The organism is Burkholderia sp. AU28863 (assembly GCF_002223195.1).
GTDB classification, from domain to species: domain Bacteria; phylum Pseudomonadota; class Gammaproteobacteria; order Burkholderiales; family Burkholderiaceae; genus Burkholderia; species Burkholderia sola.
This window is the reverse complement of record NZ_NKFE01000003.1, coordinates 617,661-638,253: the sequence shown is the minus strand read 5'-3', so window position 1 is coordinate 638,253 and position 20,593 is coordinate 617,661. Positions and strand designations below refer to the sequence as shown.

General features: G+C 65.9%; 21 protein-coding genes and 4 tRNA genes. 12 read left to right on the top strand and 13 right to left on the bottom strand.

Annotated elements, in window-relative coordinates; translation table 11 throughout:
* Positions 1-62: 62 nt before the first annotated feature.
* The gene (gene otsA / locus CFB81_RS05425) at positions 63-1,448 is read right to left on the bottom strand and encodes an alpha,alpha-trehalose-phosphate synthase (UDP-forming) (RefSeq protein ID WP_089434748.1); all 1,386 of its coding nucleotides are present in this window, start codon (positions 1,446-1,448) and stop codon (positions 63-65) included.
* The gene (otsB, locus tag CFB81_RS05420; protein ID WP_089434747.1) at positions 1,445-2,197 is read right to left on the bottom strand and encodes a trehalose-phosphatase; all 753 of its coding nucleotides are present in this window, start codon (positions 2,195-2,197) and stop codon (positions 1,445-1,447) included. Before otsB ends, otsA begins: the two co-directional genes overlap by 4 nt.
* 464 nt (positions 2,198-2,661) lie before the next feature.
* Between otsB and CFB81_RS05415 the strand changes: the two genes are divergently transcribed.
* Genes CFB81_RS05415 through CFB81_RS05405 form a run of 3 tightly spaced genes read left to right on the top strand, consistent with a single transcriptional unit; the run spans position 2,662 to position 4,632 of the window.
* Complete coding sequence (locus CFB81_RS05415; protein WP_069620530.1) at positions 2,662-3,297, top strand: SCO family protein; 636 nt, start codon at positions 2,662-2,664, stop codon at positions 3,295-3,297.
* Between the two features lie 8 nt (positions 3,298-3,305).
* Positions 3,306-3,752 (top strand): copper chaperone PCu(A)C, encoded by a 447-nt coding sequence (locus CFB81_RS05410; RefSeq protein WP_069620531.1) that lies wholly within the window; start codon positions 3,306-3,308, stop codon positions 3,750-3,752.
* Positions 3,753-3,762: 10 nt separating this feature from the next.
* Positions 3,763-4,632 (top strand): cytochrome c oxidase assembly protein, encoded by an 870-nt coding sequence (locus CFB81_RS05405; protein WP_089434746.1) that lies wholly within the window; start codon positions 3,763-3,765, stop codon positions 4,630-4,632.
* Between the two features lie 22 nt (positions 4,633-4,654).
* Here the strand turns inward: CFB81_RS05405 and CFB81_RS05400 are convergent, their stop codons facing one another.
* Both CFB81_RS05400 and CFB81_RS05395 read right to left on the bottom strand, forming a co-directional pair.
* A complete protein-coding gene (locus tag CFB81_RS05400) occupies positions 4,655-5,146 on the bottom strand; it encodes a GNAT family N-acetyltransferase (protein WP_069620533.1) in 492 nt (163 codons plus the stop codon).
* A 133-nt stretch (positions 5,147-5,279) separates the two neighbouring features.
* A complete protein-coding gene (locus CFB81_RS05395) occupies positions 5,280-6,146 on the bottom strand; it encodes a pirin family protein (RefSeq protein WP_069620534.1) in 867 nt (288 codons plus the stop codon).
* A 111-nt stretch (positions 6,147-6,257) separates the two neighbouring features.
* On the opposite strand from CFB81_RS05395, the gene CFB81_RS05390 reads away from it, so the two are divergent.
* Together CFB81_RS05390 and CFB81_RS05385 are read left to right on the top strand one after the other, a co-directional pair.
* Positions 6,258-7,175 (top strand): LysR family transcriptional regulator, encoded by a 918-nt coding sequence (locus tag CFB81_RS05390; protein WP_050011446.1) that lies wholly within the window; start codon positions 6,258-6,260, stop codon positions 7,173-7,175.
* A 103-nt stretch (positions 7,176-7,278) separates the two neighbouring features.
* On the top strand, positions 7,279-7,782 hold the full coding sequence (locus CFB81_RS05385; protein WP_069620536.1) for a GAF domain-containing protein: 504 nt from the start codon (positions 7,279-7,281) through the stop codon (positions 7,780-7,782).
* A 100-nt stretch (positions 7,783-7,882) separates the two neighbouring features.
* On the opposite strand, the gene map is transcribed toward CFB81_RS05385, so the two are convergent.
* Complete coding sequence (gene map / locus CFB81_RS05380; protein ID WP_089434745.1) at positions 7,883-8,689, bottom strand: type I methionyl aminopeptidase; 807 nt, start codon at positions 8,687-8,689, stop codon at positions 7,883-7,885.
* On the bottom strand, positions 8,689-8,925 hold the full coding sequence (locus CFB81_RS05375; protein WP_069620538.1) for a ParD-like family protein: 237 nt from the start codon (positions 8,923-8,925) through the stop codon (positions 8,689-8,691). Before CFB81_RS05375 ends, map begins: the two co-directional genes overlap by 1 nt.
* Before the next feature lie 144 nt (positions 8,926-9,069).
* Here CFB81_RS05375 and CFB81_RS05370 point away from each other — a divergent pair, with 144 nt between their 5' ends.
* From CFB81_RS05370 to CFB81_RS05360, 4 genes are all read left to right on the top strand, one after another.
* Positions 9,070-9,690 (top strand): helix-turn-helix domain-containing protein, encoded by a 621-nt coding sequence (locus tag CFB81_RS05370; RefSeq protein ID WP_089434744.1) that lies wholly within the window; start codon positions 9,070-9,072, stop codon positions 9,688-9,690.
* Between the two features lie 49 nt (positions 9,691-9,739).
* A complete protein-coding gene (locus CFB81_RS05365) occupies positions 9,740-10,288 on the top strand; it encodes a GNAT family N-acetyltransferase (protein ID WP_089434743.1) in 549 nt (182 codons plus the stop codon).
* Between the two features lie 654 nt (positions 10,289-10,942).
* Positions 10,943-11,332, top strand: coding sequence for a hypothetical protein (locus CFB81_RS35245; RefSeq protein WP_143328563.1), 390 nt, complete (start codon positions 10,943-10,945; stop codon positions 11,330-11,332).
* 1 nt (position 11,333) lies between these two features.
* On the top strand, positions 11,334-11,564 hold the full coding sequence (locus CFB81_RS05360) for a hypothetical protein (protein WP_089434742.1): 231 nt from the start codon (positions 11,334-11,336) through the stop codon (positions 11,562-11,564).
* Between the two features lie 840 nt (positions 11,565-12,404).
* On the opposite strand, the gene CFB81_RS05355 is transcribed toward CFB81_RS05360, so the two are convergent.
* The 6 genes from CFB81_RS05355 to uvrC all read right to left on the bottom strand — a co-directional run bounded on the left by CFB81_RS05355 (position 12,405) and on the right by uvrC (position 15,772).
* A tRNA-Cys gene (locus CFB81_RS05355) sits at positions 12,405-12,478 on the bottom strand.
* A gap of 98 nt (positions 12,479-12,576) precedes the next feature.
* Positions 12,577-12,652 (bottom strand) — tRNA-Gly (locus CFB81_RS05350).
* Between the two features lie 51 nt (positions 12,653-12,703).
* A tRNA-Gly gene (locus CFB81_RS05345) sits at positions 12,704-12,779 on the bottom strand.
* 53 nt (positions 12,780-12,832) lie between these two features.
* Positions 12,833-12,908, bottom strand: a tRNA-Gly gene (locus tag CFB81_RS05340).
* A gap of 140 nt (positions 12,909-13,048) precedes the next feature.
* Positions 13,049-13,636: a CDP-diacylglycerol--glycerol-3-phosphate 3-phosphatidyltransferase gene (gene pgsA / locus CFB81_RS05335; protein WP_069620541.1), complete on the bottom strand. Its 588-nt coding sequence runs from the start codon at positions 13,634-13,636 to the stop codon at positions 13,049-13,051.
* 90 nt (positions 13,637-13,726) lie between these two features.
* Positions 13,727-15,772, bottom strand: a complete 2,046-nt coding sequence (gene uvrC / locus CFB81_RS05330; protein ID WP_089434741.1) for an excinuclease ABC subunit UvrC — start codon at positions 15,770-15,772, stop codon at positions 13,727-13,729.
* 76 nt (positions 15,773-15,848) lie between these two features.
* On the opposite strand from uvrC, the gene earP reads away from it, so the two are divergent.
* The 3 genes from earP to CFB81_RS05315 all read left to right on the top strand — a co-directional run bounded on the left by earP (position 15,849) and on the right by CFB81_RS05315 (position 19,391).
* Positions 15,849-17,042 carry an elongation factor P maturation arginine rhamnosyltransferase EarP gene (gene earP / locus CFB81_RS05325; protein ID WP_089434740.1) on the top strand — a complete coding sequence of 398 codons (1,194 nt, stop codon included), beginning with the start codon at positions 15,849-15,851 and terminating at the stop codon, positions 17,040-17,042.
* Between the two features lie 138 nt (positions 17,043-17,180).
* Complete coding sequence (gene efp, locus CFB81_RS05320) at positions 17,181-17,738, top strand: elongation factor P (RefSeq protein WP_044844759.1); 558 nt, start codon at positions 17,181-17,183, stop codon at positions 17,736-17,738.
* Positions 17,739-18,005: 267 nt separating this feature from the next.
* Entirely contained in the window at positions 18,006-19,391 is a 1,386-nt protein-coding gene (locus CFB81_RS05315; protein WP_050011458.1) for a sigma-54 dependent transcriptional regulator, read from the top strand.
* 170 nt (positions 19,392-19,561) lie between these two features.
* Here the strand turns inward: CFB81_RS05315 and nagZ are convergent, their stop codons facing one another.
* Positions 19,562-20,590 (bottom strand): beta-N-acetylhexosaminidase, encoded by a 1,029-nt coding sequence (nagZ, locus tag CFB81_RS05310; RefSeq protein ID WP_069620544.1) that lies wholly within the window; start codon positions 20,588-20,590, stop codon positions 19,562-19,564.
* Between the last annotated feature and the right edge of the window lie 3 nt (positions 20,591-20,593).

Below are 20,593 nucleotides of genomic sequence, written 5' to 3'. Positions count from 1 at the left end.
ACAAAAAAGCCGCCGTGCTTGCTGCGCACGGCGGCTTTTTCAATTGCAGCGGCAGCAATCGATCAGACCTGCTGCAGATCTCGCAGAAAATTGTCCCGCCACACCGACACGTTGTTCTCACGCAGCTGCGCGATCATGTCCGTGTAACGCGCGCGCCGTTCGGCGAGCGGCATCGTCAGCGCCTGCGACAGCGCATCGGCCATCCCGTCGATATCGATCGGATTGACGATCAGCGCGCCCGTGAGCTCACGCGCGGCGCCCGCGAAGCGCGACAGCACGAGCACGCCCGGATCGTCCGGGTTCTGCGCGGACACGTACTCCTTCGCGACGAGGTTCATCCCGTCGCGCAGCGGCGTCACGAACCCCACGCGCGCGAGCCGGTACAGCGCGGCCAGCACCTGCCGGTCGTACTGGCGGTGAATGTAGAGGATCGGCGCCCAGTCGAGCTCCGCGTAGCGCCCGTTGATGCGCCCCGACTCCGCTTCGAGCTGCAGCCGGATGTCCTGGTACGCACGCAGGTCCGCGCGCGTCGACGGCGCGATCTGCAGGAACGACACGCGGTTGCGGATCGACGCCTGATGCTCGAGCAGCTTCTCGAATGCCCGGAAGCGCTCGACGAGCCCCTTCGAATAATCGAGCCGGTCGACGCTCATGATCAGTTGCCGCCCGCGCAGCGACGTCGCGAGCGTGCGCACCGCCTTGCCGTGTTCGCCCGCCTGCGCGAGCGACGCGATCTCGTCCGGGTACACGCCGATCGGATAGGCGGCCGCGCGCAGCGTCTGGCCGAACGCCCGTACGCGCGCCGTGTGCCCGTCGTGCTCGACTTCGCCGCCCGCCTCGAACTCGACGTAGTCGCAGAACGCGCGCAGATCGGGCTCGGTCTGGAAGCCGAGCAGATCGAATGCGCACAGCGACTCGACGAGCTCGCGGTGCGGCGGCACGTTGACGAGCACCTGCGCGGCCGGAAACGGAATGTGCAGGAAGAAGCCGATGCGGTTCTTCACGCCGGCGTCGCGCAGCGCGCGCGCGAACGGAATCAGGTGATAGTCGTGCACCCAGATCACGTCGTCGTCCTGCAGCAGCGGCACGAGCTGCTGCGCGAGCCACACGTTGACGCGGCGGTAGCCGTCGAATTCGTGGCGGTCGTACTGGATCAGGTCCGCGCGGTAGTGGAACGCGGGCCACAGCGTCGCATTCGAGAAACCGCGGTAGTACTGGTCGTAATCGCGGCGCGACAGCCCGACGGTCGCGAACGTCACGGGCCCGCGCTCCTCGATGCGGATCTGCGGCTGCGGCGCGCCGGACGCGACCACTTCGCCGCTCCAGCCGAACCACATGCCGCCGGTTTCCTTCAGCGCGTCGTAGACGCCGATCGCGAGGCCGCCCGCCGCCGGTTCGCCTTCCGAAATCGGCGCGACGCGGTTTGAAACGATGATGAGCCGGCTCATGCGTGCGGTTGCTCCGCGCCGAGCCAGCGTGCGATCTGCTCATGCAGTGCGTCGACCGAATCGAGCCGCATCCGCGCGGACGTCTCGCCCGCGCCGACCTTGATCGACAGGCCGCCGCGCGCGTTGACCACCGCGAAGCCCTTCTCGTCGGTCAGATCGTCGCCCGCGAACAGCGGTACGCGGCCCGCAAAGGGCGGCTCGTCGAGGAACGCGGCCAGCGCGCGCCCCTTGTCGACGCCCTTCGGCTTGATCTCGAACACCATCTTGCCGGGTTGCAGCACGTACGCATCCGGATAGTCGGCGACGAGGCGCTCGGCCGCTTCGCGCGCCACCGCCTCGCGCTCGGGCGCATTGCGGAAGTGCAGCGCGACGGCCGCCCCCTTGATCTCGAGCAGCATGCCCGGATGGCGGTCGACCACGCCCGCGAGCTCGCGCTCGATGCGCAGCAGGCGCTCGTCGTTGAAGCCGATGCGCTGCGTGTCGCCGTTCGCGTCGCGGCGCTCCGCGCCGTGCAGGCCGGCGATCGGCAGGCCGGGCATCTTCAGGAACGTGTCGAGGTTGTCGATCCCGCGCCCGGAGACGATCGCGACCGCGCCGTGCGAGCGGCGCGACAACTCGTCGAGCAGCGTCAGCAGCGACGGCGGAACGTGAATGCTGTCGGGGGTCGGCGCCAGCTCGACGAGCGTGCCGTCGAAGTCGAAGAAGAACGCTGTATCGGTCAGGGACAGGGAAGCCGGAACGGATTGCATCGATTCGATAGTCTGAGCGGCGGCCGGCACATGCCGGCCGCCGCTGCGCGAATGGAGTTGTGCGCATCTTACCGCGCCTGCGCCCCCAGATGGGCGAAACGGCGGCAGCGCGGACCTCGCGCCGCCCGCTGCGTCAACTGCGACATATTGCCCCGCTCGCCCGCCCCGTACCGGTTTCAAAAGGACGCAGGCGCGTGAATTGCGCTACAGTCGCAACCGCCTGCCGCGCGACGCATGGCATCGCGCCGGCCGGCTATCCATTGAGTCCGATCGAGCCTAGGGACTGTTTCCATATGGAACGCACATGCGAATGTCCGAGATTGCTCGCAGGGCAACGAGTAAGGAGTGCCGTTTGGCCGAGCCAAGCAAGCGACGCGCGACGCCACCATACGGGCAACCTCGGACATTCCCGTAGAATATTTTTTAATTTGGGGTGCGCGTTCCATATGGAAACAGTCCCTGAGATGCCGTCTGCCTGTCCCGCGCCGCGCCGGCGCCTCTCCCGCTTCATCCGCACGGCCGCGGCCCTCGCCGCCGCCGTGGCGCTCGCCGCGTGCACGCACGACGAGCCGCGCTGGAACCTGACCAACGTCACGGGCCACCTGCCCGACCTGTCGTTCAAGCTGACGGGGGGCGACGGCCGTCCCGTCGACGCCGACGCGTTCCGCGGCCGCGTCGCGCTCGTCTACTTCGGCTACACGCACTGCCCCGACGTCTGCCCCGAAACGCTGGCGCGGCTGATGGAAGTGCTGGCGAAGCTCGGCCCGCAGGCGGACAACGTGCGCATCCTGTTCGTCTCGGTCGACCCCGCGCGCGATACGCCGCAGGCGATGCAGTCCTATGTCGCCGCGTTCGACGCCGCGCATGCGCGCGGCCTGACCGGCACCGACGGCCAGATCGAATCGCTCGCGAAGCGCTATCGCGTCGCGTACCAGATGGAAAAACGCGATCCGTCCGGCGGCTACGAAGTGACGCACAGCTCGGCCGTCTACATCTTCGACGCGACCGGCCGTGCACGCCTGCTCGCGACCGATCGCGATTCGCCCGACGCCATCGCCGCCGATGTGCGCCGGATCATCGACACTGCCTCCACGACCTGAATTCCGCCATGAACACGAAAACGACCCTCAAGACGTTCGCCCTCGTCGCCGCGCTGTGCGCCGGCGCGCACGCGTATGCCGCCGGCGCGATCAGCGCGCAGAATGCGTGGGTGCGCTGGCTGCCGAACAAGCTGCCCGCGGGCGGCTACGTGACGCTCGTGAACACCGGCGACAAGCCGGTCGACCTCGTCGACGTCGACAGCCCCGACTACGGGATGGCGATGCTGCACCAGACGGTATCGAACGGCTCGACGCAGAAGATGGAAATGGTCGACAAGCTGACGATCCCCGCACGCGGCAAGGTCGACATCGCGCCGGGCGGCTATCACTTCATGCTCGAGGAACCGAAGCACGCGATCAAGCCGGGCGACACCGTGCACCTGCGCCTGAAATTCTCCGACGGCGAAACGGTCGATGCGCCGTTCGCCGTGAAATCGCCGGCCAAGACGAAGTGATGCGCGCGCGATGAACGTCCTGTACTGGCTCGATCCGTGGGAACCGTCGCCGACCGTGGTCATCGCGGTGCTGACGGCCGCCGTGCTGTTCGTACGCGGCGCGAGGAAGGCGAAGGTGTCGCCGCTGCGGCAGTTCTCGTTCTGGTTCGGGCTGACGGCGCTCTACATCGCGCTGCACACGCGGCTCGACTACTTCTTCGAGCACGAATTCTTCCTGCACCGCGCGCAGCACCTCGTGCTGCATCACCTCGGACCGTTCTTCATCGCGCTGTCCTACCCGGGCGCGGCGATCCGTGCGGGCATTCCGTTCCGCTGGCGGCAGCGCTTCGTGCGTCCCGCGCTTGCATGGGCGCCGGTACGCGCGACGCTCGACGTGGTGTTCCATCCGGTCGTCGCGGTCGTGCTGTTCGTCGGGCTGATCTATTTCTGGCTGCTGTCGCCGATTCACTTCATCGCGATGCTCGACTGGCGCCTCTATCGCGTGATGAACTGGAGCATGGTGATCGACGGGCTGCTGTTCTGGTGGCTCGTCGTCGATCCGCGTCCCGCGCCGCCTGCGCGGCTGTCGCCGGGCCGCCGGATCCTGATCGTCGTCGCGGCGATCCCGCCGCAGATCGCGCTCGGCGCGCTGATCTTCTTCACGCCGCACGAGCTGTATCCGATCTACTCGATCTGCGGTCGCGCGTTCACGTGGCTGAGCCCGCTGCGCGATCAGCAGATCGGCGGCCTGCTGCTGTGGATTCCCGGCTCGATGATGAGCGTGATCGGTGCGCTGATCGCACTGCGGCACTGGCTGCGGCTGTCCGCGCGCGGGCGCCTGATCGGCGAACGGGCCGCGCAGCGCGCGGACAAACCGACGATCGCGCGCGCCGCGCACTGACTGTCGCGGCGCGTCACGCGCGTCATGCTCGCGCGCTGCTCATCCACACGTGCGGGATGCCGTCCTCGTCGTGCACGTCCGAACTCGGCGTGAAGCCGAATGCCCCGTAGAAGCGCTGCAAGTGGGCCTGTGCATGCAGGCTCACCGGCGTATCCGGCCATTGCGCGCGGATATGCTCGAGCGCGCGCGACAGCAACCCGTTGCCGAGGCCCGCGCCGCGAAACGCGGCGGTCGTCAGCACGCGGCCGATGCGCACGTCGGTGTGCCGCGCGTCCGGCAGCAGCACGCGCAGATAGCCGGCCAGGCGGCCGGCCGGATCGAATGCCGCCAGATGCCACGCGGCCTGGTCCGCATCGTCGATGTCGCGATACACACAGTTCTGTTCGACGACGAATACGGCGCTGCGCGCCTCGAGGATCGAGTAGATTTCGCGCGCCGTCAGCGCGTCGAAGGGTTTCCAGCGCCAGTCGAGATCGGCGGCGCTCGGGGATGCGGCGGGTGCGGGGGCGTTCATGTGCGGTCCTGATTCGGCGCGCCGGCCGGCGCGCGGTAACCGTCGATTATGCCTCGAAGCGCACATCGCGCGCGACCGCCTGCCCGCGCGCGAAAAAAAGCCCCGCATCGCGCGGGGCCTGGTCGTCATGCTGTCATGCAGGCATCTGGCCGAAGCGGCCACTGTTGAAGTCCTCTATCGCGGTGCGGATCTCCGCTTGCGAGTTCATCACGAACGGGCCGTAGCCGACGACCGGCTCGTCGATCGGCTCGCCGCTCAGGATCAGCAGCTTCGCGTCGCCGTTCGCTTCGATCTCGACGTCGCTGCCGTCGCGGCCGAGTTGCACGAACTGCGCTTCGCGCGCCACCGTCTCGCCGTTCACCAGCACGGTGCCGCTCAGCACGACCACCGCGAGCGTCCGTCCTTCGGCGACCGGGAACCGCGCATGGCCGCCCGCCACGAGCCGCACGTCCCACACGTCGATCGGCGTGTGCGTGCGCGCCGGGCCGCGCCGCCCGTCGAACTCACCGGCAATGATCCGCGCGCGCCCCGCGCCGTCCGGCAGCTCGACCACCGGGATATCGGCGTTCAGCAGCGTCTGGTAGCCGGGCGCGCCCATCTTGTCCGCGGCGGGCAGGTTCACCCACAGCTGCACCATCTCGAGCGGGCCACCCCGCTTCGTGAACGCCTCCGAGTGGAATTCCTCGTGCAGGATCCCGCTCGCGGCCGTCATCCACTGCACGTCGCCCGGGCCGATCGTGCCGCCCGCGCCGGTCGAATCGCGGTGCGCGACTTCGCCGTCGTAGACGATCGTCACCGTCTCGAACCCGCGGTGCGGATGCTGGCCGACACCGCGCGGCGCGCTCGCCGGTTCGAACGTCGCCGGGCCGGCGTAATCGAGCAGCAGGAACGGGCTCAGGTGCGTGCCGTGAGACTGGTAGCTGAACATCGAACGCACCGGGAAACCGTCGCCGACCCAATGGCCGCGCGGCGCACTGTACACACCCTGGATCTTCTTCATTGCCCTTCTCCATATTGCGGCGAAACCCGTGTTTCGCATCCATGAGTGACAATATAGAGATGGAACGATCAATCCGGTAGACTGCCGAAATCGCACTCAGCGTTCCATTTCATGAACGATAAAGCGCGAGATCTGAACGATCTCTACTACTTCGTGCAGGTCGTCGAACACGGCGGCTTCGCGCCGGCCGGGCGCGCGCTGGACATGCCGAAATCGAAGCTGAGCCGCCGCATCGCGCTGCTCGAGGCGCGGCTCGGGATGCGGCTGATCCAGCGTTCGACGCGCCGCTTCACGGTCACGGACGTCGGCCAGACCTATTACGCGCATTGCCGCGCGATGCTCGTCGAGGCCGACGCCGCCGACGAGGCGATCGCGCTGCTGCACGAGGAGCCGCGCGGCATCGTGCGGGTCAGTTGCCCGATCGTGCTGCTCGATTCGCTGGTCGGCACGATGATCGCCGCGTTCATGGCCGCGTGTCCGCGCGTCGAGATCCACCTGGAAGCCACCAACCGGCGCGTCGACGTGGTCGGCGAAGGAATCGACGTCGCGATCCGCGTGCGGCCGCCGCCGCTCGAGGACAGCGATCTCGCGCTGCGCGTGCTCGCCGAGCGCGGCCAGTGCCTCGTCGCGAGCCCCGCGCTGCTGCGCGAGCATGGGGTACCGGCCGTTCCCGCCGATCTGACGCGCCTGCCGAGCCTCGACCACGGCGTGCCGCAGTCCACGCACGTGTGGCGGCTGCGCGGGCCCGACGGCGCGCATGCGGAAATCCATCACCAGCCGCGCTTCGTGACCGGCGGGATGCTCGCGCTGCGCGCGGCCGCCGCCGCAGGCGTCGGCGTCGTGCAGTTGCCGACGATGATGGTGCGCGACGAGGTGTCGCGCGGTGAACTGGTCACGGTGCTGCCCGACTGGGCGCCGCGCCGCGAAATCGTGCACGCGGTGTTCGCGTCGCGCCGCGGGCTGCTGCCCGCGGTGCGGGCACTGCTCGACTTTCTGGCCGAGCGGTTCGCCGAACTCGAACCCGACTGAGCGCGCCGCATCGCCCACGGCCATGCGCTGCAGACCGCGCGCGCGTGCCGTAGACTGCGGTACGCGCAGTGCGCATTTTCACAACCCCTATCGCTTTCCCGCCATGTTCACGCTGTCCAACGACCCTACCGCCTCCAAGGCCGATCAATACGCGACGCTCGTCGAGCAGGCACGCGCGCTCGTCGAATCCGAACGCGATCTGACCGCGAACGCCGCGAATTTCTCCGCGCTCGTCTATCACTCGCTCGATCGGCTGAACTGGGCCGGCTTCTACTTCTTCGACGGCGCCGAGCTCGTGGTCGGCCCATTCCAGGGCAAGCCCGCGTGCGTGCGGATCGCGCTCGGCAAGGGCGTGTGCGGCACGGCCGCGCAAACGCGCGAGACGCAGGTCGTGCGCGACGTGCACGACTTCCCCGGCCATATCGCGTGCGATGCGGCGTCCGAATCGGAAATCGTCGTGCCGCTGGTGGCCGGCGACGGCACGCTGATCGGCGTATGGGACGTCGACAGCCCGGTCGCCGCGCGCTTCGACGACGAAGACCGCAAAGGGATGGAAGCGCTGTGCCGCGTGTTCGTCGAACACGCGTGGCAGAAGGTGCGCGGTTAAGCGTCGCGTCGCGGCGCCGGCCGCCGCGAACGACACGGGCCCCGCGAAGGAGCCCGTTTCATTGCAATGCCGCGCCGCCGTTTGCGGCGCACGGCATCCGTCAGGCCGCGTGCGTGCCGGAGAGCGCCGCGAACGCCTGCGGCTTCGCGTCCTCGGTCAACACCTCGAAGCCCGTTTCCGTCACCACGACCATGTGCTCCCATTGCGCGGACAGCGAATGGTCCGTCGTGACGACCGTCCAGCCATCGGCCAGCACGCGCGTGTCGCGCTTGCCCGCGTTCAGCATCGGCTCGATCGTGAAGATCATCCCCGGCCGCAACGGCAGGCCGGTACCCGGGCGACCGTAATGCAGCACCTGCGGCTCGTCGTGATAGACATCGCCGATGCCGTGCCCGCAATACTCGCGCACCACGCTGAACCCTTCGCGATGGGCAACCTGCTGGATCGCATAGCCGACGTCGCCGAGCGTCGCGCCGGGACGCACCGCGCGGATGCCGGCATGCATCGCCTCGTAGGTCGCCGCGACGAGCCGCCGCGCGAGTTCGTTCGGTTCGCCGACGAAATACATGCGGCTCGTATCGCCGAACCAGCCGTCCTTGATCACCGCGATGTCGAGGTTCACGATATCGCCGTCACGCATCGGCCGCGACGTCGGAATGCCGTGACAGACCACGTGGTTCACCGACGTGCACAGCGTCTTCGGATAGCCGTGGTAGCCGATGTTCGCGGGAATCGCGTCCAACTCGTCGACGATGTATTCGCGGCAGCGCGCATCCAGTTCGTCGGTGGTGACGCCCGGCTTCACGTACTCGGTGATCATCGTCAGCACCTGCGACGCGAGCTTCGCGGCTTCGCGCGACCTGGCGATTTCCGCGGCACCGCGGATCGGAATTTCGCGTTTCACCATTACGCCACCTGCTCGAGGCTTTGCGCGACCGTCTCGGCCGGCCCCACGTCGGCGCCCCGCGCCTCGGCCTCGATCAACATCTTGCAGATGTCGCCGTAGGAGAGTGCCGGATTGAGTTCCGCCAGCATCCCGACGCGCAGCCAATGTTCGGCCTGCGCATTGATCGAACGGCTCAGCGCCGTGCTCGTCGAGCGCAGCCGCTCGTGCATGTGCTCGGAAATCTTGATGATGCCCATATATCCCCAATTAAACGAAACGTAGCTGTTTCGTATATTACGCCGTGCACGACGACCGGGCAAGCCGTCGCGCCCGCCTCCACTTCCCCGTGCTCGGAAATGCCGTTGACATCAAATTCCAGTTTGCTGGAAAATCAATCCATCATGAAAGAATCATCGATCATCGCCGCCGACGATACCGGCATCAACGAGCGCATTGCCCGGCGCGTGCGCGATCTGCGCACCGTCCGAGGCTACACGCTCGACGCGCTGGCCGCGCGTTCCGGCGTCAGCCGTTCGATGATCTCGCTCATCGAACGCGCGTCGGCCAGCCCGACGGCCGTCGTGCTCGACAAGCTCGCGGCCGGCCTCGGCGTGTCGCTGGCCGGGCTGTTCGGCGGCGACCGGGACGACGCGCCCGCCCAGCCGCTCGCACGGCGCGCGCAGCAGGCCGAATGGCGCGATCCGGCGTCCGGCTATGTGCGACGCAACCTGTCGCCGGCCGGCTGGCCGTCGCCGATCCAGCTCGTCGAGGTCGATTTCCCGCCCGGCGCGCGCGTCGCGTACGACAGCGGCGGGCGCGAAAGCGCGCTGCATCAGCAAGTGTGGATCATCAGCGGCCGCGTCGACGTCACGTTCGGCGATACGCTTCACGAGCTTCGCGAAGGCGACTGCCTGGCCATGCGGCTCGACCAGCCGCTGATCTTCAGCAATCCGTCGCCGCATGCCGCGCGCTATGTCGTCGCGATTTGCGATGCATCCGCCGCCGGCATGCGCAGCGCGTAATGCACGCGTCGTGTGCACAACCGGTTTAGCCAAACAGGAAGGAACCCGTATGAATTCCCCGACACAGCGCGACGGCGTGCGCCTGATCGATTGCAGCGAGGCCGAACACGCGGCGGCCATTCTCGAGATCCTGAACGACGCGATCGTGAACTCGACCGCGCTGTACGACTACCGGCCGCGCCCGCCAGAGGCGATGGTCGCGTGGTTCGCGACGAAGCGCGCAGGCGGCTTTCCGGTCATCGGCGCCGTCGACGCAGCGGGCACGCTGCTCGGTTTCGCGAGCTGGGGTACGTTCCGCGCGTTTCCGGCGTTCAAGTACACGGTCGAACACAGCGTCTACGTGCGCAAGGATCAACGCGGTCGCGGGCTCGGCGAACTGCTGCTGCGCGAAGTGGTGCGGCGTGCGCGCGAAGCACAGGTCCACGTGCTGGTCGGCTGCATCGACGCGACCAACGCCGGCAGCATCGCACTGCATACGAAATTGGGGTTCAGGCACTCGGGCACGATCGCGGAGGCGGGATTCAAGTTCGGCCGCTGGCTCGATGCGGCGTTCTATCAATTGAAGCTCGACACACCGGTGCAGCCGGTGGATGGGTAATTGCCTTGCGGCCGTCGCATGCTCCGTGCGCGACGGCCACCAAGCGACATTGAGACGTATAGCGCGCAAGCGTGCCGCAAGGAAGGCGAACTGCTCGCCTGCTCGTCAGGGCTGCTGGGCAACCCGGGTTACCCAAATAACTTCCCCGGGTCGGCGCATAAATCGACGCCACGACCTACGCCGACCTATCCGCATCTCTTTGCCACGAGACGGCCTCCCCTGACCAGTCTCTCGACGCACTGTGTAACGGCGCGCGGCACGGGCAATTTTCAGCAGAGCGGCAACGGCAGCCGTATTTTTATTTATCGAGCATCCACCTTGATTGTCGCCCTCTTTTACGTGGAAATATAATCGACGCAAGATGCGACGGTTAGCATTTACTGCGGCCACCGTCTTTAGATGCGCAACAGAGGTCGTCCATGCAAGCACGTCTAATGCAGATATCGTGATCGGCACCTGAGTTCAAAGCCGAAACCACAACACTCAGTGCTGACAAAAATAATCTCCGCTCACAAGAGAGAAACATTCAATTTAATTGGATATAAAAAATCGGGAAATCGGCGCCTAGGGGTAAACGATAGAGAGGTTGCCATACCTTATTTAAGGAAATTTCCTAATATGATCTGACGGGGATGCACGATTATTGCCCGCCACATGAAGATCATTGCGGTACCATTTTTTAAAATTATCGAGAAATTTCACCAGAACCCCCAGACGGCCGCAAACAGGGGTGGAAAGACCTATTGCTGGCGAAAAACATTTGCCGAGCACGAGCGCTGGACACTTGCTAAAAATATACAGCCGAATCTCGGATGCCGCGCATTTTGTCTGCCAAAGAGTATCGGACCGTCAATCGCGGATCGCGGAGGCGCTTATGTAAAAAATCAAGCCATCCATGGACCGAGTGTGGCAAAACACAAACATGGCCAGCAAGTGGCCGCCGAAAACAGGGCAACTAAACGGCTACGCGCCCTCGTTATGCGAGAGATAGGCGCCGTTATGGCGCTATCTTGTTACTCAAAATTTTCCGATCCGGACAATTGACATGCGAACCATTGCCAAGATTCTCTTCCCGACCTTGATGGCCTGCCTTGTGTTCAACGGCGAAGCCAGCGCCGCCGAAAAATCCTTTTGCTATTACCATCACAATTGCCCTGCCGACGGAAAGCTGCCGAAAGGTCAGTTGCCCGAGCAATATACCAAACGCCAGTGCACGAACGGGGGTGGAAAGAGCTGGGGCGAAGACCCGAAAAGCTGCGAGAACGTGAACGATTGACGGGCCCCGGTATCGAGGGGCGACTTCAGGCGTGATTGCACGAATTTCAACGATGCCGGCATTTTCGCCGGACTGAACCGAACGGCACGGGAATCTTCCTGTGACCCGCCCTGGTTTTCCGGAGATTTTCCGTCGATACCGCCTACGCCGATTGGCACGTAGCGATCCATCGCGACGAGATCGATGATCAATCGCCCTCGAAATCAGGCTGCCTGCCCGGACGATGCAATAGCAGGAAGAATGGCGTAATTATTTAACATCCCAACGACTGCTTTTATATTTGTGGCGCGCCTTTATCTCGTGCCTAAACGGTGCGTTCGCAGCCCCCTGCCACTGCCCTCGTTGTGGCAGGGGTCTTTTAGCGTCTTCCGATATTACGGTCGCACGGTCGAGTCCTGCCATAGAAAGACCTCCGGACCGGTTGGCCGAGTTCCGCCGACGCTCGGCATGGGACGAGTTGCGCGACGGCCGAAGCGCAGTCACCTTCAAGAAATGACGCTCGAACAGCCCCTCGTGCCGGAACTCCGCATGTGCGCCCGAAGTTGGAGCGCGGCGCGACCGCCTCCTGATCGTCCGCGACGTTCTCGACGACATCGGCTCGGGTAACGCGACGACCGGCGTCACTACGTCCGCCTAGTAACGCTGAAACCCGATGCGTTAAGGAACGGTGCCCGTTGCTGGACCATGCCCGAGCCAATGTTGCGCCCGCAGGCATGGTTACGCGCGCCTCTTGAATGGTTCGAGGCGCCTTGTACTGCTCGGGGTGATTGACTGACAAGAATGAAAGCGACGTAGAAAAAAGAAAAGCCCTGACGAATCAGGGCTTTATCTCGTTCTACCTGGAGGCGCGAGCCGGAGTCGAACCGGCCTAAACGGCTTTGCAGGCCGCTGCATAACCGCTTTGCTATCGCGCCAAAAGCGGACTGTCCGAATGCCGTGAGGCAAGCGGCAGATTTTTATTCGAGGACCGGAAGTCCATCAAATAAAAAGGGAAGCGTGGCTTCCCCATTACTGGAGCGGGAGACGAGTCTCGAACTCGCGACCTCAACCTTGGCAAGGTTGCGCTCTACCAACTGAGCTACTCCCGCATTGTCCTGCACCTGCAGCGCTTCGCCGACCAACACGCTGCCAGAAAAATCTGGAGCGGGAGACGAGTCTCGAACTCGCGACCTCAACCTTGGCAAGGTTGCGCTCTACCAACTGAGCTACTCCCGCATGTGTCCTGCATCTGCAGCGCTTTGCCGACCAACACGCTGCCAGAAAAAATCTGGAGCGGGAGACGAGTCTCGAACTCGCGACCTCAACCTTGGCAAGGTTGCGCTCTACCAACTGAGCTACTCCCGCGTATTGCTGCGCTACTGCTTCCCCGTCACACACTTAATTCGTCGTGCAGCGGAGAAGCGAGATTATGTCGAAGGCACATTCGTGTGTCAAGAGCTTTTCCAGCCCTTTTTACAAAAACCGCCGCCGAGCAGGCGCGCGCGTCACGCGCCGCCACGCTCGCGAATCTGGGGCCATGCGAGCTTCATGTAGTACAGCATCGACCAGATGGTCAGCACCGCGGCCAGATACATCAGCCATTCGCCCCATACGCGCGTATCGATCGTCACGACGCCGAGCGGCAGCGGCCCGTGGAACAGCAGCATCGGAATCGCGACCATCTGGCACGCGGTCTTGAACTTGCCGAGCTGGTTCACCGCGACGCTCTTCGACGCGCCGATCTGCGCCATCCATTCTCGCAGCGCCGAAATCGCGATCTCGCGACCGACGATCACGAGCGCGATCGCCGCGTCGACCCGCGAAATCTGCACGAGGATCAGCAGCGCGGCCGTCACCATCAGCTTGTCCGCCACCGGGTCGAGAAACGCGCCGAACGACGACGTCTGGTTCCACTTGCGCGCAAGGAAGCCGTCGAACCAGTCGGTCAGCGCGGCGAGAATGAAGATCGCCGCCGCCGCAAGATTGCGGTGCGCGCCGCCCATCACCGTGTCCGGCAGGTAGAACACGCCGACGACGAGCGGAATCAGCACGATCCGTACCCACGTCAGGAAAATCGGGAAATTGAACGGCATGGCATGCGGGACAGTAAAGGATTCGCAATTGTGCCGTGTCGACCGGCCTGCCACAAGAACGCTGGCAACGCCGCCGGCCGCACGGCCGCGTCAATGGAGCTGCTTGTAGATCTGCTCGGCGAGCGCGTGCGAAATGCCTTCGACGCTCGCCAGTTCCTCGACACTCGCGGCCACCACGCCGCGCAGCCCGCCGAAGCGCGCGAGCAGCCGCTGCCGGCGCTTCGCGCCGACGCCTTCGAGCTCTTCGAGCCGCGACGTCTGACGCGCCTTCGCCCGCTTCGCCCGCATGCCGGTGATCGCGAAGCGGTGCGCCTCGTCGCGGATCTGCGCGACGAGCATCAGCGCGGCGCTCTCCTTGCCGAGTTCGAGCGGCGCGCGGCCGTCCGCGAACACGAGCGTTTCGAGGCCGACCTTGCGCCCCTCGCCTTTCGCGACGCCGACCAGCATCGACGTGTCGAGACCGAGCTCGGTGAATACCTGCCGCGCGATCTCGACCTGGCCCTTGCCGCCGTCGATCAGCACGATGTTCGGCAGCAGGCTCGACGCCTCGGCCTCGCGCGTCGATTCGCCGTCGATGCCGGCCGCTTCGTCGGCGGCCGCCGCCTGCGCGGCCTGCTCGACCATCTTCTCGTAGCGGCGCGTGAGCACCTGCCGCATCGCTGCGTAATCGTCGCCCGGCGTGATGCCCGTGATGTTGTAGCGGCGGTATTCGCTCGACTGCATCTTGTGATGGTGATAGACGACGCACGACGCCTGCGTCGCCTCGCCCATCGTATGGCTGATGTCGAAGCATTCGATCCGCAGCGTCGCGAGATCGTCGCTGTCGTAGCTGAGCGTGTCCGCCAGCGCGCGCGTGCGCGCCTGTTGCGAGCCCTGCTCGGACAGCAGTCGCGCGAGCGCGAGCCGCGCGTTCTGCTCGGCCATCGACAGCCAGGCGCGCCGCTGCCCCTGCGGCTGCCGCACCAGCGACACCTTGTAGCCGGCCTGCTCGGACAGCAGCTCCAGCAGGTCGCGGCTCGCCGGCGCATGGCTGACGACGAGCACGGGCGGCACGCGGTTGCCGAGATAGTGTTGCGCGATGAACGCATCGAGCACCTCGGCCTCGACCGACGCTGCCGCCGCGCCGCGCGCGCTGCCCGCCTCTTCCACAGGCTGATCCGGCCCCGCATCGACCGGCGAGTCGACCGTCGCACCGGCCGCCTCCGCCGTCTCGGCCTCTTCGCCGAGACCGCCCTCGGCGAGCGTCAGTGCGCTTTCGACATGCGTCGGGAAATACGCCTTGTCGCCGAGGTGCCGGCCGCCGCGCACCATCGCGAGGTTCACGCACACGCGCCCGCCCAGCGCGACGACGGCCAGGATGTCGACGTCGCTGTCGCTGCCGACCTCGATCGCCTGCTGGTGCAGCACCGTCGCGAGCGAACTCATCTGGTTGCGCACGGCCGCCGCCTGCTCGAATTTCAGCTCGGCCGCGAACGCGTGCATCTTCTGCTCGAGTTCCTTCATCACTTCGGACTGCCGGCCAAGCAGGAACCGCGCGGCGTTCGACACGTCGACCGCGTAATCCTCGTCGGAGATCGCGCCGACGCACGGTGCGGTGCAACGCCCGATCTGATGCAGCAGGCACGGCCGCGTGCGGTTGTTGAAGACCGAGTCCTCGCAGGTCCGCAACTGGAACACGCGCTGCAGGATCTGGATGCTTTCGCGCACGGCCCATGCGCTCGGGAACGGCCCGAAGTACTGGTTCTGCTTGTCGACCGAGCCGCGGTAGTAGGCCATCCGCGGAAAGCGGTGCGCGGTGAGTTTCAGGTACGGATACGACTTGTCGTCGCGAAACAGGATGTTGTAACGCGGCGCGAGCGCCTTGATCAGGTTGTTCTCGAGCAGCAGCGCTTCGGCTTCCGAGCGCGTGACGGTCGTTTCGATGCGCGCGATGCGCGTGACCATCATCGCGATGCGCGGCGACAGTTGCGTCTTCGTGAAATAGCTCGACACGCGCTTTTTCAGGTCGCGCGCCTTGCCGACGTAGAGCACGGCGCCCGCCGTGTCGTAATAGCGATAGACGCCCGGCATGTGCGGCAACTGCGCAAGGATCTTCTTTGGTTCGAACGGAGTATCGGAGGCTTCTGGCGATGTCATGCGTGATCCGGGCGCCTTGTAACGCGGAACGGGTCTATTAGAATCGCCAGTTTAGAGCATTCACCCGTCCGCTTCGATGCCACGCCCCGCCGCTGCCCCCCTCTCCGCCGTCCCGCTCGCGCCGGGCGAACCGATCGCCTGCGACCTCTTCTGCGCGGTGATCGACAATTTCGGCGACATCGGCGTGTGCTGGCGCGTCGCGCGCCAGCTCGCGCACGAGCACGGCTGGCAGGTTCGGCTGTTCGTCGACGACCTGCACACGTTCGCGCGCCTGCTGCCGCAGGTCGATCCCGACGCGGAGCGGCAAACGGTCGACGCGATCGCGATCGAGCACTGGCATGCGGAAGTCGGCGACGCGCTCGACATCGCCGATGTCGTGATCGAGGCATTCGGGTGCGAGCTGCCCGGCCCGTATCTCGCGGCGATGGCGCGGCGCGCACGGCGCCCCGTGTGGATCAACCTCGAATACCTGAGCGCCGAGGACTGGGTCGCCGATTTTCATTTGCGGCCGTCGCCGCATCCGCGTTACCCGCTGCTGAAGACGTTCTTCTTCCCGGGCCTGTCGGCCGGCACCGGCGGCGTGCCGAAGGAGCGCGACCTGGACGCGCGCCGCGCGACCTTCGACGCCGATCCGGCAGCCCGCGCCGCGTGGTGGCAGCACGCGACCGGCGGCCCGCCGCCGGCGCCCGGCACGACGGTCGTCAGCCTGTTCGCCTATGAGAACCCGGCCGTCGACGCACTGCTCGCGCAGTGGCGCGACGGTCCGTCGCCCATCGTCGCCCTCGTCCCGGCCGGGCGCCTGTCGCCCGCCGTCGCGCGTTTTTTCGGGGTCGAAGCGTTCGAGGCGGGAGCGCAGGCGCGCAGCGGCAACCTGAGCGCCCATGGCCTCGCGTTCGTGCCGCAGGCCGACTACGACCCGCTGCTGTGGATCGCCGATCTCAATTTCGTGCGCGGCGAGGATTCGTTCGTGCGCGCGCAGTGGGCGCGCAAGCCGTTCGTCTGGCACATCTACCCGCAGGCCGACGACGTGCATCTGCCCAAGCTCGACGCCGCGCTCGCGCACCTGTCGGCCGGCCTCGCCGATGCGCCGCGCGCGGCGCTCGAACGGTTCTGGCATGCATGGAACGGTGCCGGCACGCCCGACTGGGCGGATTTCTGGCAACACCGCGCCGCGCTGGACGCCAATGCACTTCGCTGGGCCGATGCGCTCGCGGCCGTCGGCGATCTCGCGGGAAAGCTGGCGGAATACGCAAAATCTCAGTTAAAATAAGCGGTTATCCGACGGCTGACCACGCAAGCGCTCGCGCATGGGCACTTGGCGCCCACCGGAACGCCCCCGCCGCTTGCGCCGTCAGCCGTTGCGCAACGCTCAGGCACTTATTTATTTGATTGGATCAGGACAGTTTTTATGAAGACCGCACAGGAACTCCGCGTAGGCAACGTCGTGCAGATCGGCAGCGAAGCATGGGTCATCGCAAAGGCGGAATACAACAAGTCGGGCCGTAACTCGGCCGTCGTCAAGATGAAGATGAAGAACCTGCTGACGAACGCAGGTCAGGAATCGGTCTACAAGGCTGACGACAAGTTCGACGTCGTCGTGCTCGACCGCAAGGAAGTGACGTACTCGTACTTCGCCGATCCGATGTACGTGTTCATGGACGCCGACTACAACCAGTACGAAGTCGAAGCCGAAATGATGGGCGAAGCGCTGAACTATCTCGAAGACGGCATGGCTTGCGAAGTCGTGTTCTACAACGAGAAGGCGATCTCGGTCGAACTGCCGACGATCCTCGTTCGCGAAATCACCTACACGGAACCGGCCGTGAAGGGCGACACGTCGTCGGGCAAGGTGCTGAAGAACGCGAAGCTGGCGACCGGCTTCGAACTGCAAGTGCCGCTGTTCTGCAACACCGGCGACAAGATCGAAATCGATACGCGCACGAACGAATACCGCAGCCGCGCGTAATCGTCGGCGATACCCGCATCGAACAAAGCGCCCTTCGGGGCGCTTTTTGTTTGTCTGGCGTCAACAGCTGCCACAACTCGGCGCCAGAAGCAGCACAAAAGCCACCGGTAAAGATATTCAATTTGTATCATCGGTAACTGTTTTATAGCGCCGGAGAAATAATGCGCGTGACGCGTTCGGTGGGGCATAAAATCAATCTTTAATCCGACATGCGGCTGCGGTCCGCTGGCCGACAGCCCGCCTCTCTTGACTCGACTCGCGTCCACCATGCCACACGCCCTGATTGTCGAAGACGATCCCAACAGCCTGTCAGGCCTCACCGCACTGCTCGCCGCAGACGGCTTCTCGGTCGACACGGCCACGTCGCTCGCCGAAGCGCGCACGGCGCTCGGCCGCTCGATCCCCGACGTCGTGCTCGTCGACCTGAACCTGCCTGATGGCAGCGGCTTCGACCTGCTCCAGCACCTGCCGCAGCAACAGCCGAACGGCTCGCTGCCCGTGATCGTGCTGACCGGCAACGCGACGGTCGAGAGCGCCATCGAGGGCCTGCGTCACGGCATCTGGGACTACCTGCTGAAGCCGATCAACATCCCGCGCCTGCGCAGCCTGCTCGCGCGGATTCCCCGCCCGTACGAACTGATCGACGAAGTGCAGTCGCTGCGTGCGTCGCTGCGCCATCTCGGCCGCTTCGGCGCGCTCGTCGGCCGCAGCGACGCGATGCAGCACGTGTACGACATGATCGAGCACAACGCCCGCACCGAAACGGCCGTGCTGTTCTCGGGCGAAGCCGGCACCGGCAAGAAGCTGGCCGCGCGCACGCTGCACGAACTGAGCCGGCGCCGCAAGGGGCCGTTCGTCTCGTTCGACTGCCGGATGCTCGCGCAGGCCGGCCGGCACGGCGCGTCGCTCGACAGCGTGCTGTTCGGCCATGAACGCGGCGCGTTCGACGGCGCCGAGCGCCGCGAATCGGGCCTGTTCGAGCAGGCCGGCGGCGGCACGCTGTTCCTCGACGAAATCACCGCACTGCCGCTCGTGCTCCAGGAAGCGCTGCTGCACGCGCTCGATTCGCAGAACTTCATGCGGATCGGCGGCACAAGTTCGATCACCAGCGATTTCCGGCTGATCGCGGCCACGCGCCGCCCGGCCCGCGAAGCGGTGGCGAACGGCACGCTGCGCGAGGATCTGTGGCTGCGTCTCGACGCGGCGTCGATCACGATGCCGCCGCTGCGCGAGCGCGACGGCGATGCGCTCGCGATCGCGGACGCGCAGATCGACGAACTGAACCGCGAAGCGCGCGCGACCGGCCGCAGCACGACCGACAAGCGCGCGGCGCCGGGCTTCGTGCGCGATTGCCTGTCCTACGAATGGCCGGGCAACGTGCGCGAACTGCAGGAACGCGTGCGTTTCGCGTACGACGCATCGGGCGACTTCATCGAGACGCTGCGTGCAGGCGAGGCCAGCTTCTCCGCCGGCGCCGCGCTGAACGGCAGCAGCGTGCAGATCAAGGTCGGCACGCCGCTGTCGGACGTCGAGGATCTGCTGATCCGCGCGACGCTCGACGCGGTCGGCGGGACGCGCCACCGTGCGGCGACCCTGCTCGGCATCAGCCCGAAGACGCTGTACAACAAGCTGCAGCGGATGAAGGTGAACTGAGCGGCGGGCGCCTGAATACGGGCGTCGATCGGATCTGACCGTTAGTTGCGGTCAGATTCGGTCCGGCGACCGTACGATCGGGCCGTCGCAGCCCATAAAAAAGCCGCGCTATTGCGCGGCTTTTCGTTTGGGGCGACCGGAACGGCGCGCTGCGCGCCATCCCTGTCCGCTTACGCCAGCGCGCTGCTCAGCAGCGCCTGCGCCTGCAGATACTCGGGTTGCGTGATCAGCTTGTCCCACTTGGGTGCCTTGCCGCGCGCGCGCATCCGCTTGATGCGCCGCACCGACTCGGCCGAGGCCTGCATCTTCAGGCCGTTCAGCACGACTTCGGCCGCGTCCGGCTGGTTACAGACGAGCACCATGTCGCAACCGGCCGCGAGCGCGGCGTCGGCGGCCTGCGTGAGCGTGCCGCCCTCGCGGGCGGCCTCCATCGACAGGTCGTCGCTGAAAATCGCGCCCGTGAAGCCGAGCTTGCCGCGCAGGATGTCCTGCAGCCACACGCGCGAGAACCCGGCCGGCCGCTTGTCGACCTGCGTGTAGATCACGTGTGCGGGAATCACCGCGGACAGCGACAGCCCGAGCCAGTCGTACGGCGCGACGTCCTGCTCGAGGATCGCGTCGAGCGTGCGGTCGTCGGTTGGCAGCGCGACGTGCGAATCGGCCTCCGCGAAGCCGTGCCCGGGAAAATGCTTGCCGCAGTTCGCCATGCCGGCGAGCGACAGCCCGTGATTCAGGCTCTTCGCGAGCAGCGTGACGACGCGCGGGTCGCGATGGAACGCACGATCGCCGATCACCTTCGAGTGCCCGTAGTCGAGGTCGAGCACGGGCGTGAAGCTCATGTCGATCCCGCACGCGCGCAATTCGGCGGCCAGGATGTAGCCGACGGCGGTCGCGACCTTCGTCGCGAGCAGCACGTCGCGATCCCACAGTTCGCCCAGGCGGCGCATCGCGGGCAGCACCGTGAAGCCGTCGGTGCGGAACCGTTGCACGCGCCCGCCTTCGTGATCGACGGCGATCAGGATGTCTTCGCGCACCGCGCGGATCGCGTCGGTCAGCGCGGTCAGTTGCGCACGATCCTGGAAATGCCGCGCGAACAGGATCACGCCGCCGGTATTCGGATGCGCGAGGCGCCGCGCATCGTCGCGCGACAGGGTCGTGCCGACGACGTCGAGCATGACCGGGCCGGGAGTCGTTTTCATCGA

Coding starts and splice junctions, on each gene's coding strand:
- CFB81_RS05370 (WP_089434744.1), top strand. CDS start 9,070: ATGAAAGAATCATCGATCATCGCCGCCGACGATACCGGCATCAACGAG.
- uvrC (WP_089434741.1), bottom strand. CDS start 15,772: ATGACATCGCCAGAAGCCTCCGATACTCCGTTCGAACCAAAGAAGATC.
- CFB81_RS05360 (WP_089434742.1), top strand. CDS start 11,334: ATGCGAACCATTGCCAAGATTCTCTTCCCGACCTTGATGGCCTGCCTT.
- otsB (WP_089434747.1), bottom strand. CDS start 2,197: ATGCAATCCGTTCCGGCTTCCCTGTCCCTGACCGATACAGCGTTCTTC.
- CFB81_RS05395 (WP_069620534.1), bottom strand. CDS start 6,146: ATGAAGAAGATCCAGGGTGTGTACAGTGCGCCGCGCGGCCATTGGGTC.
- CFB81_RS05365 (WP_089434743.1), top strand. CDS start 9,740: ATGAATTCCCCGACACAGCGCGACGGCGTGCGCCTGATCGATTGCAGC.
- CFB81_RS35245 (WP_143328563.1), top strand. CDS start 10,943: ATGAAGATCATTGCGGTACCATTTTTTAAAATTATCGAGAAATTTCAC.
- CFB81_RS05315 (WP_050011458.1), top strand. CDS start 18,006: ATGCCACACGCCCTGATTGTCGAAGACGATCCCAACAGCCTGTCAGGC.
- CFB81_RS05375 (WP_069620538.1), bottom strand. CDS start 8,925: ATGGGCATCATCAAGATTTCCGAGCACATGCACGAGCGGCTGCGCTCG.
- CFB81_RS05415 (WP_069620530.1), top strand. CDS start 2,662: ATGCCGTCTGCCTGTCCCGCGCCGCGCCGGCGCCTCTCCCGCTTCATC.
- map (WP_089434745.1), bottom strand. CDS start 8,689: ATGGTGAAACGCGAAATTCCGATCCGCGGTGCCGCGGAAATCGCCAGG.
- CFB81_RS05390 (WP_050011446.1), top strand. CDS start 6,258: ATGAACGATAAAGCGCGAGATCTGAACGATCTCTACTACTTCGTGCAG.
- pgsA (WP_069620541.1), bottom strand. CDS start 13,636: ATGCCGTTCAATTTCCCGATTTTCCTGACGTGGGTACGGATCGTGCTG.
- nagZ (WP_069620544.1), bottom strand. CDS start 20,590: ATGAAAACGACTCCCGGCCCGGTCATGCTCGACGTCGTCGGCACGACC.
- otsA (WP_089434748.1), bottom strand. CDS start 1,448: ATGAGCCGGCTCATCATCGTTTCAAACCGCGTCGCGCCGATTTCGGAA.
- CFB81_RS05400 (WP_069620533.1), bottom strand. CDS start 5,146: ATGAACGCCCCCGCACCCGCCGCATCCCCGAGCGCCGCCGATCTCGAC.
- CFB81_RS05385 (WP_069620536.1), top strand. CDS start 7,279: ATGTTCACGCTGTCCAACGACCCTACCGCCTCCAAGGCCGATCAATAC.
- CFB81_RS05405 (WP_089434746.1), top strand. CDS start 3,763: ATGAACGTCCTGTACTGGCTCGATCCGTGGGAACCGTCGCCGACCGTG.
- efp (WP_044844759.1), top strand. CDS start 17,181: ATGAAGACCGCACAGGAACTCCGCGTAGGCAACGTCGTGCAGATCGGC.
- CFB81_RS05410 (WP_069620531.1), top strand. CDS start 3,306: ATGAACACGAAAACGACCCTCAAGACGTTCGCCCTCGTCGCCGCGCTG.
- earP (WP_089434740.1), top strand. CDS start 15,849: ATGCCACGCCCCGCCGCTGCCCCCCTCTCCGCCGTCCCGCTCGCGCCG.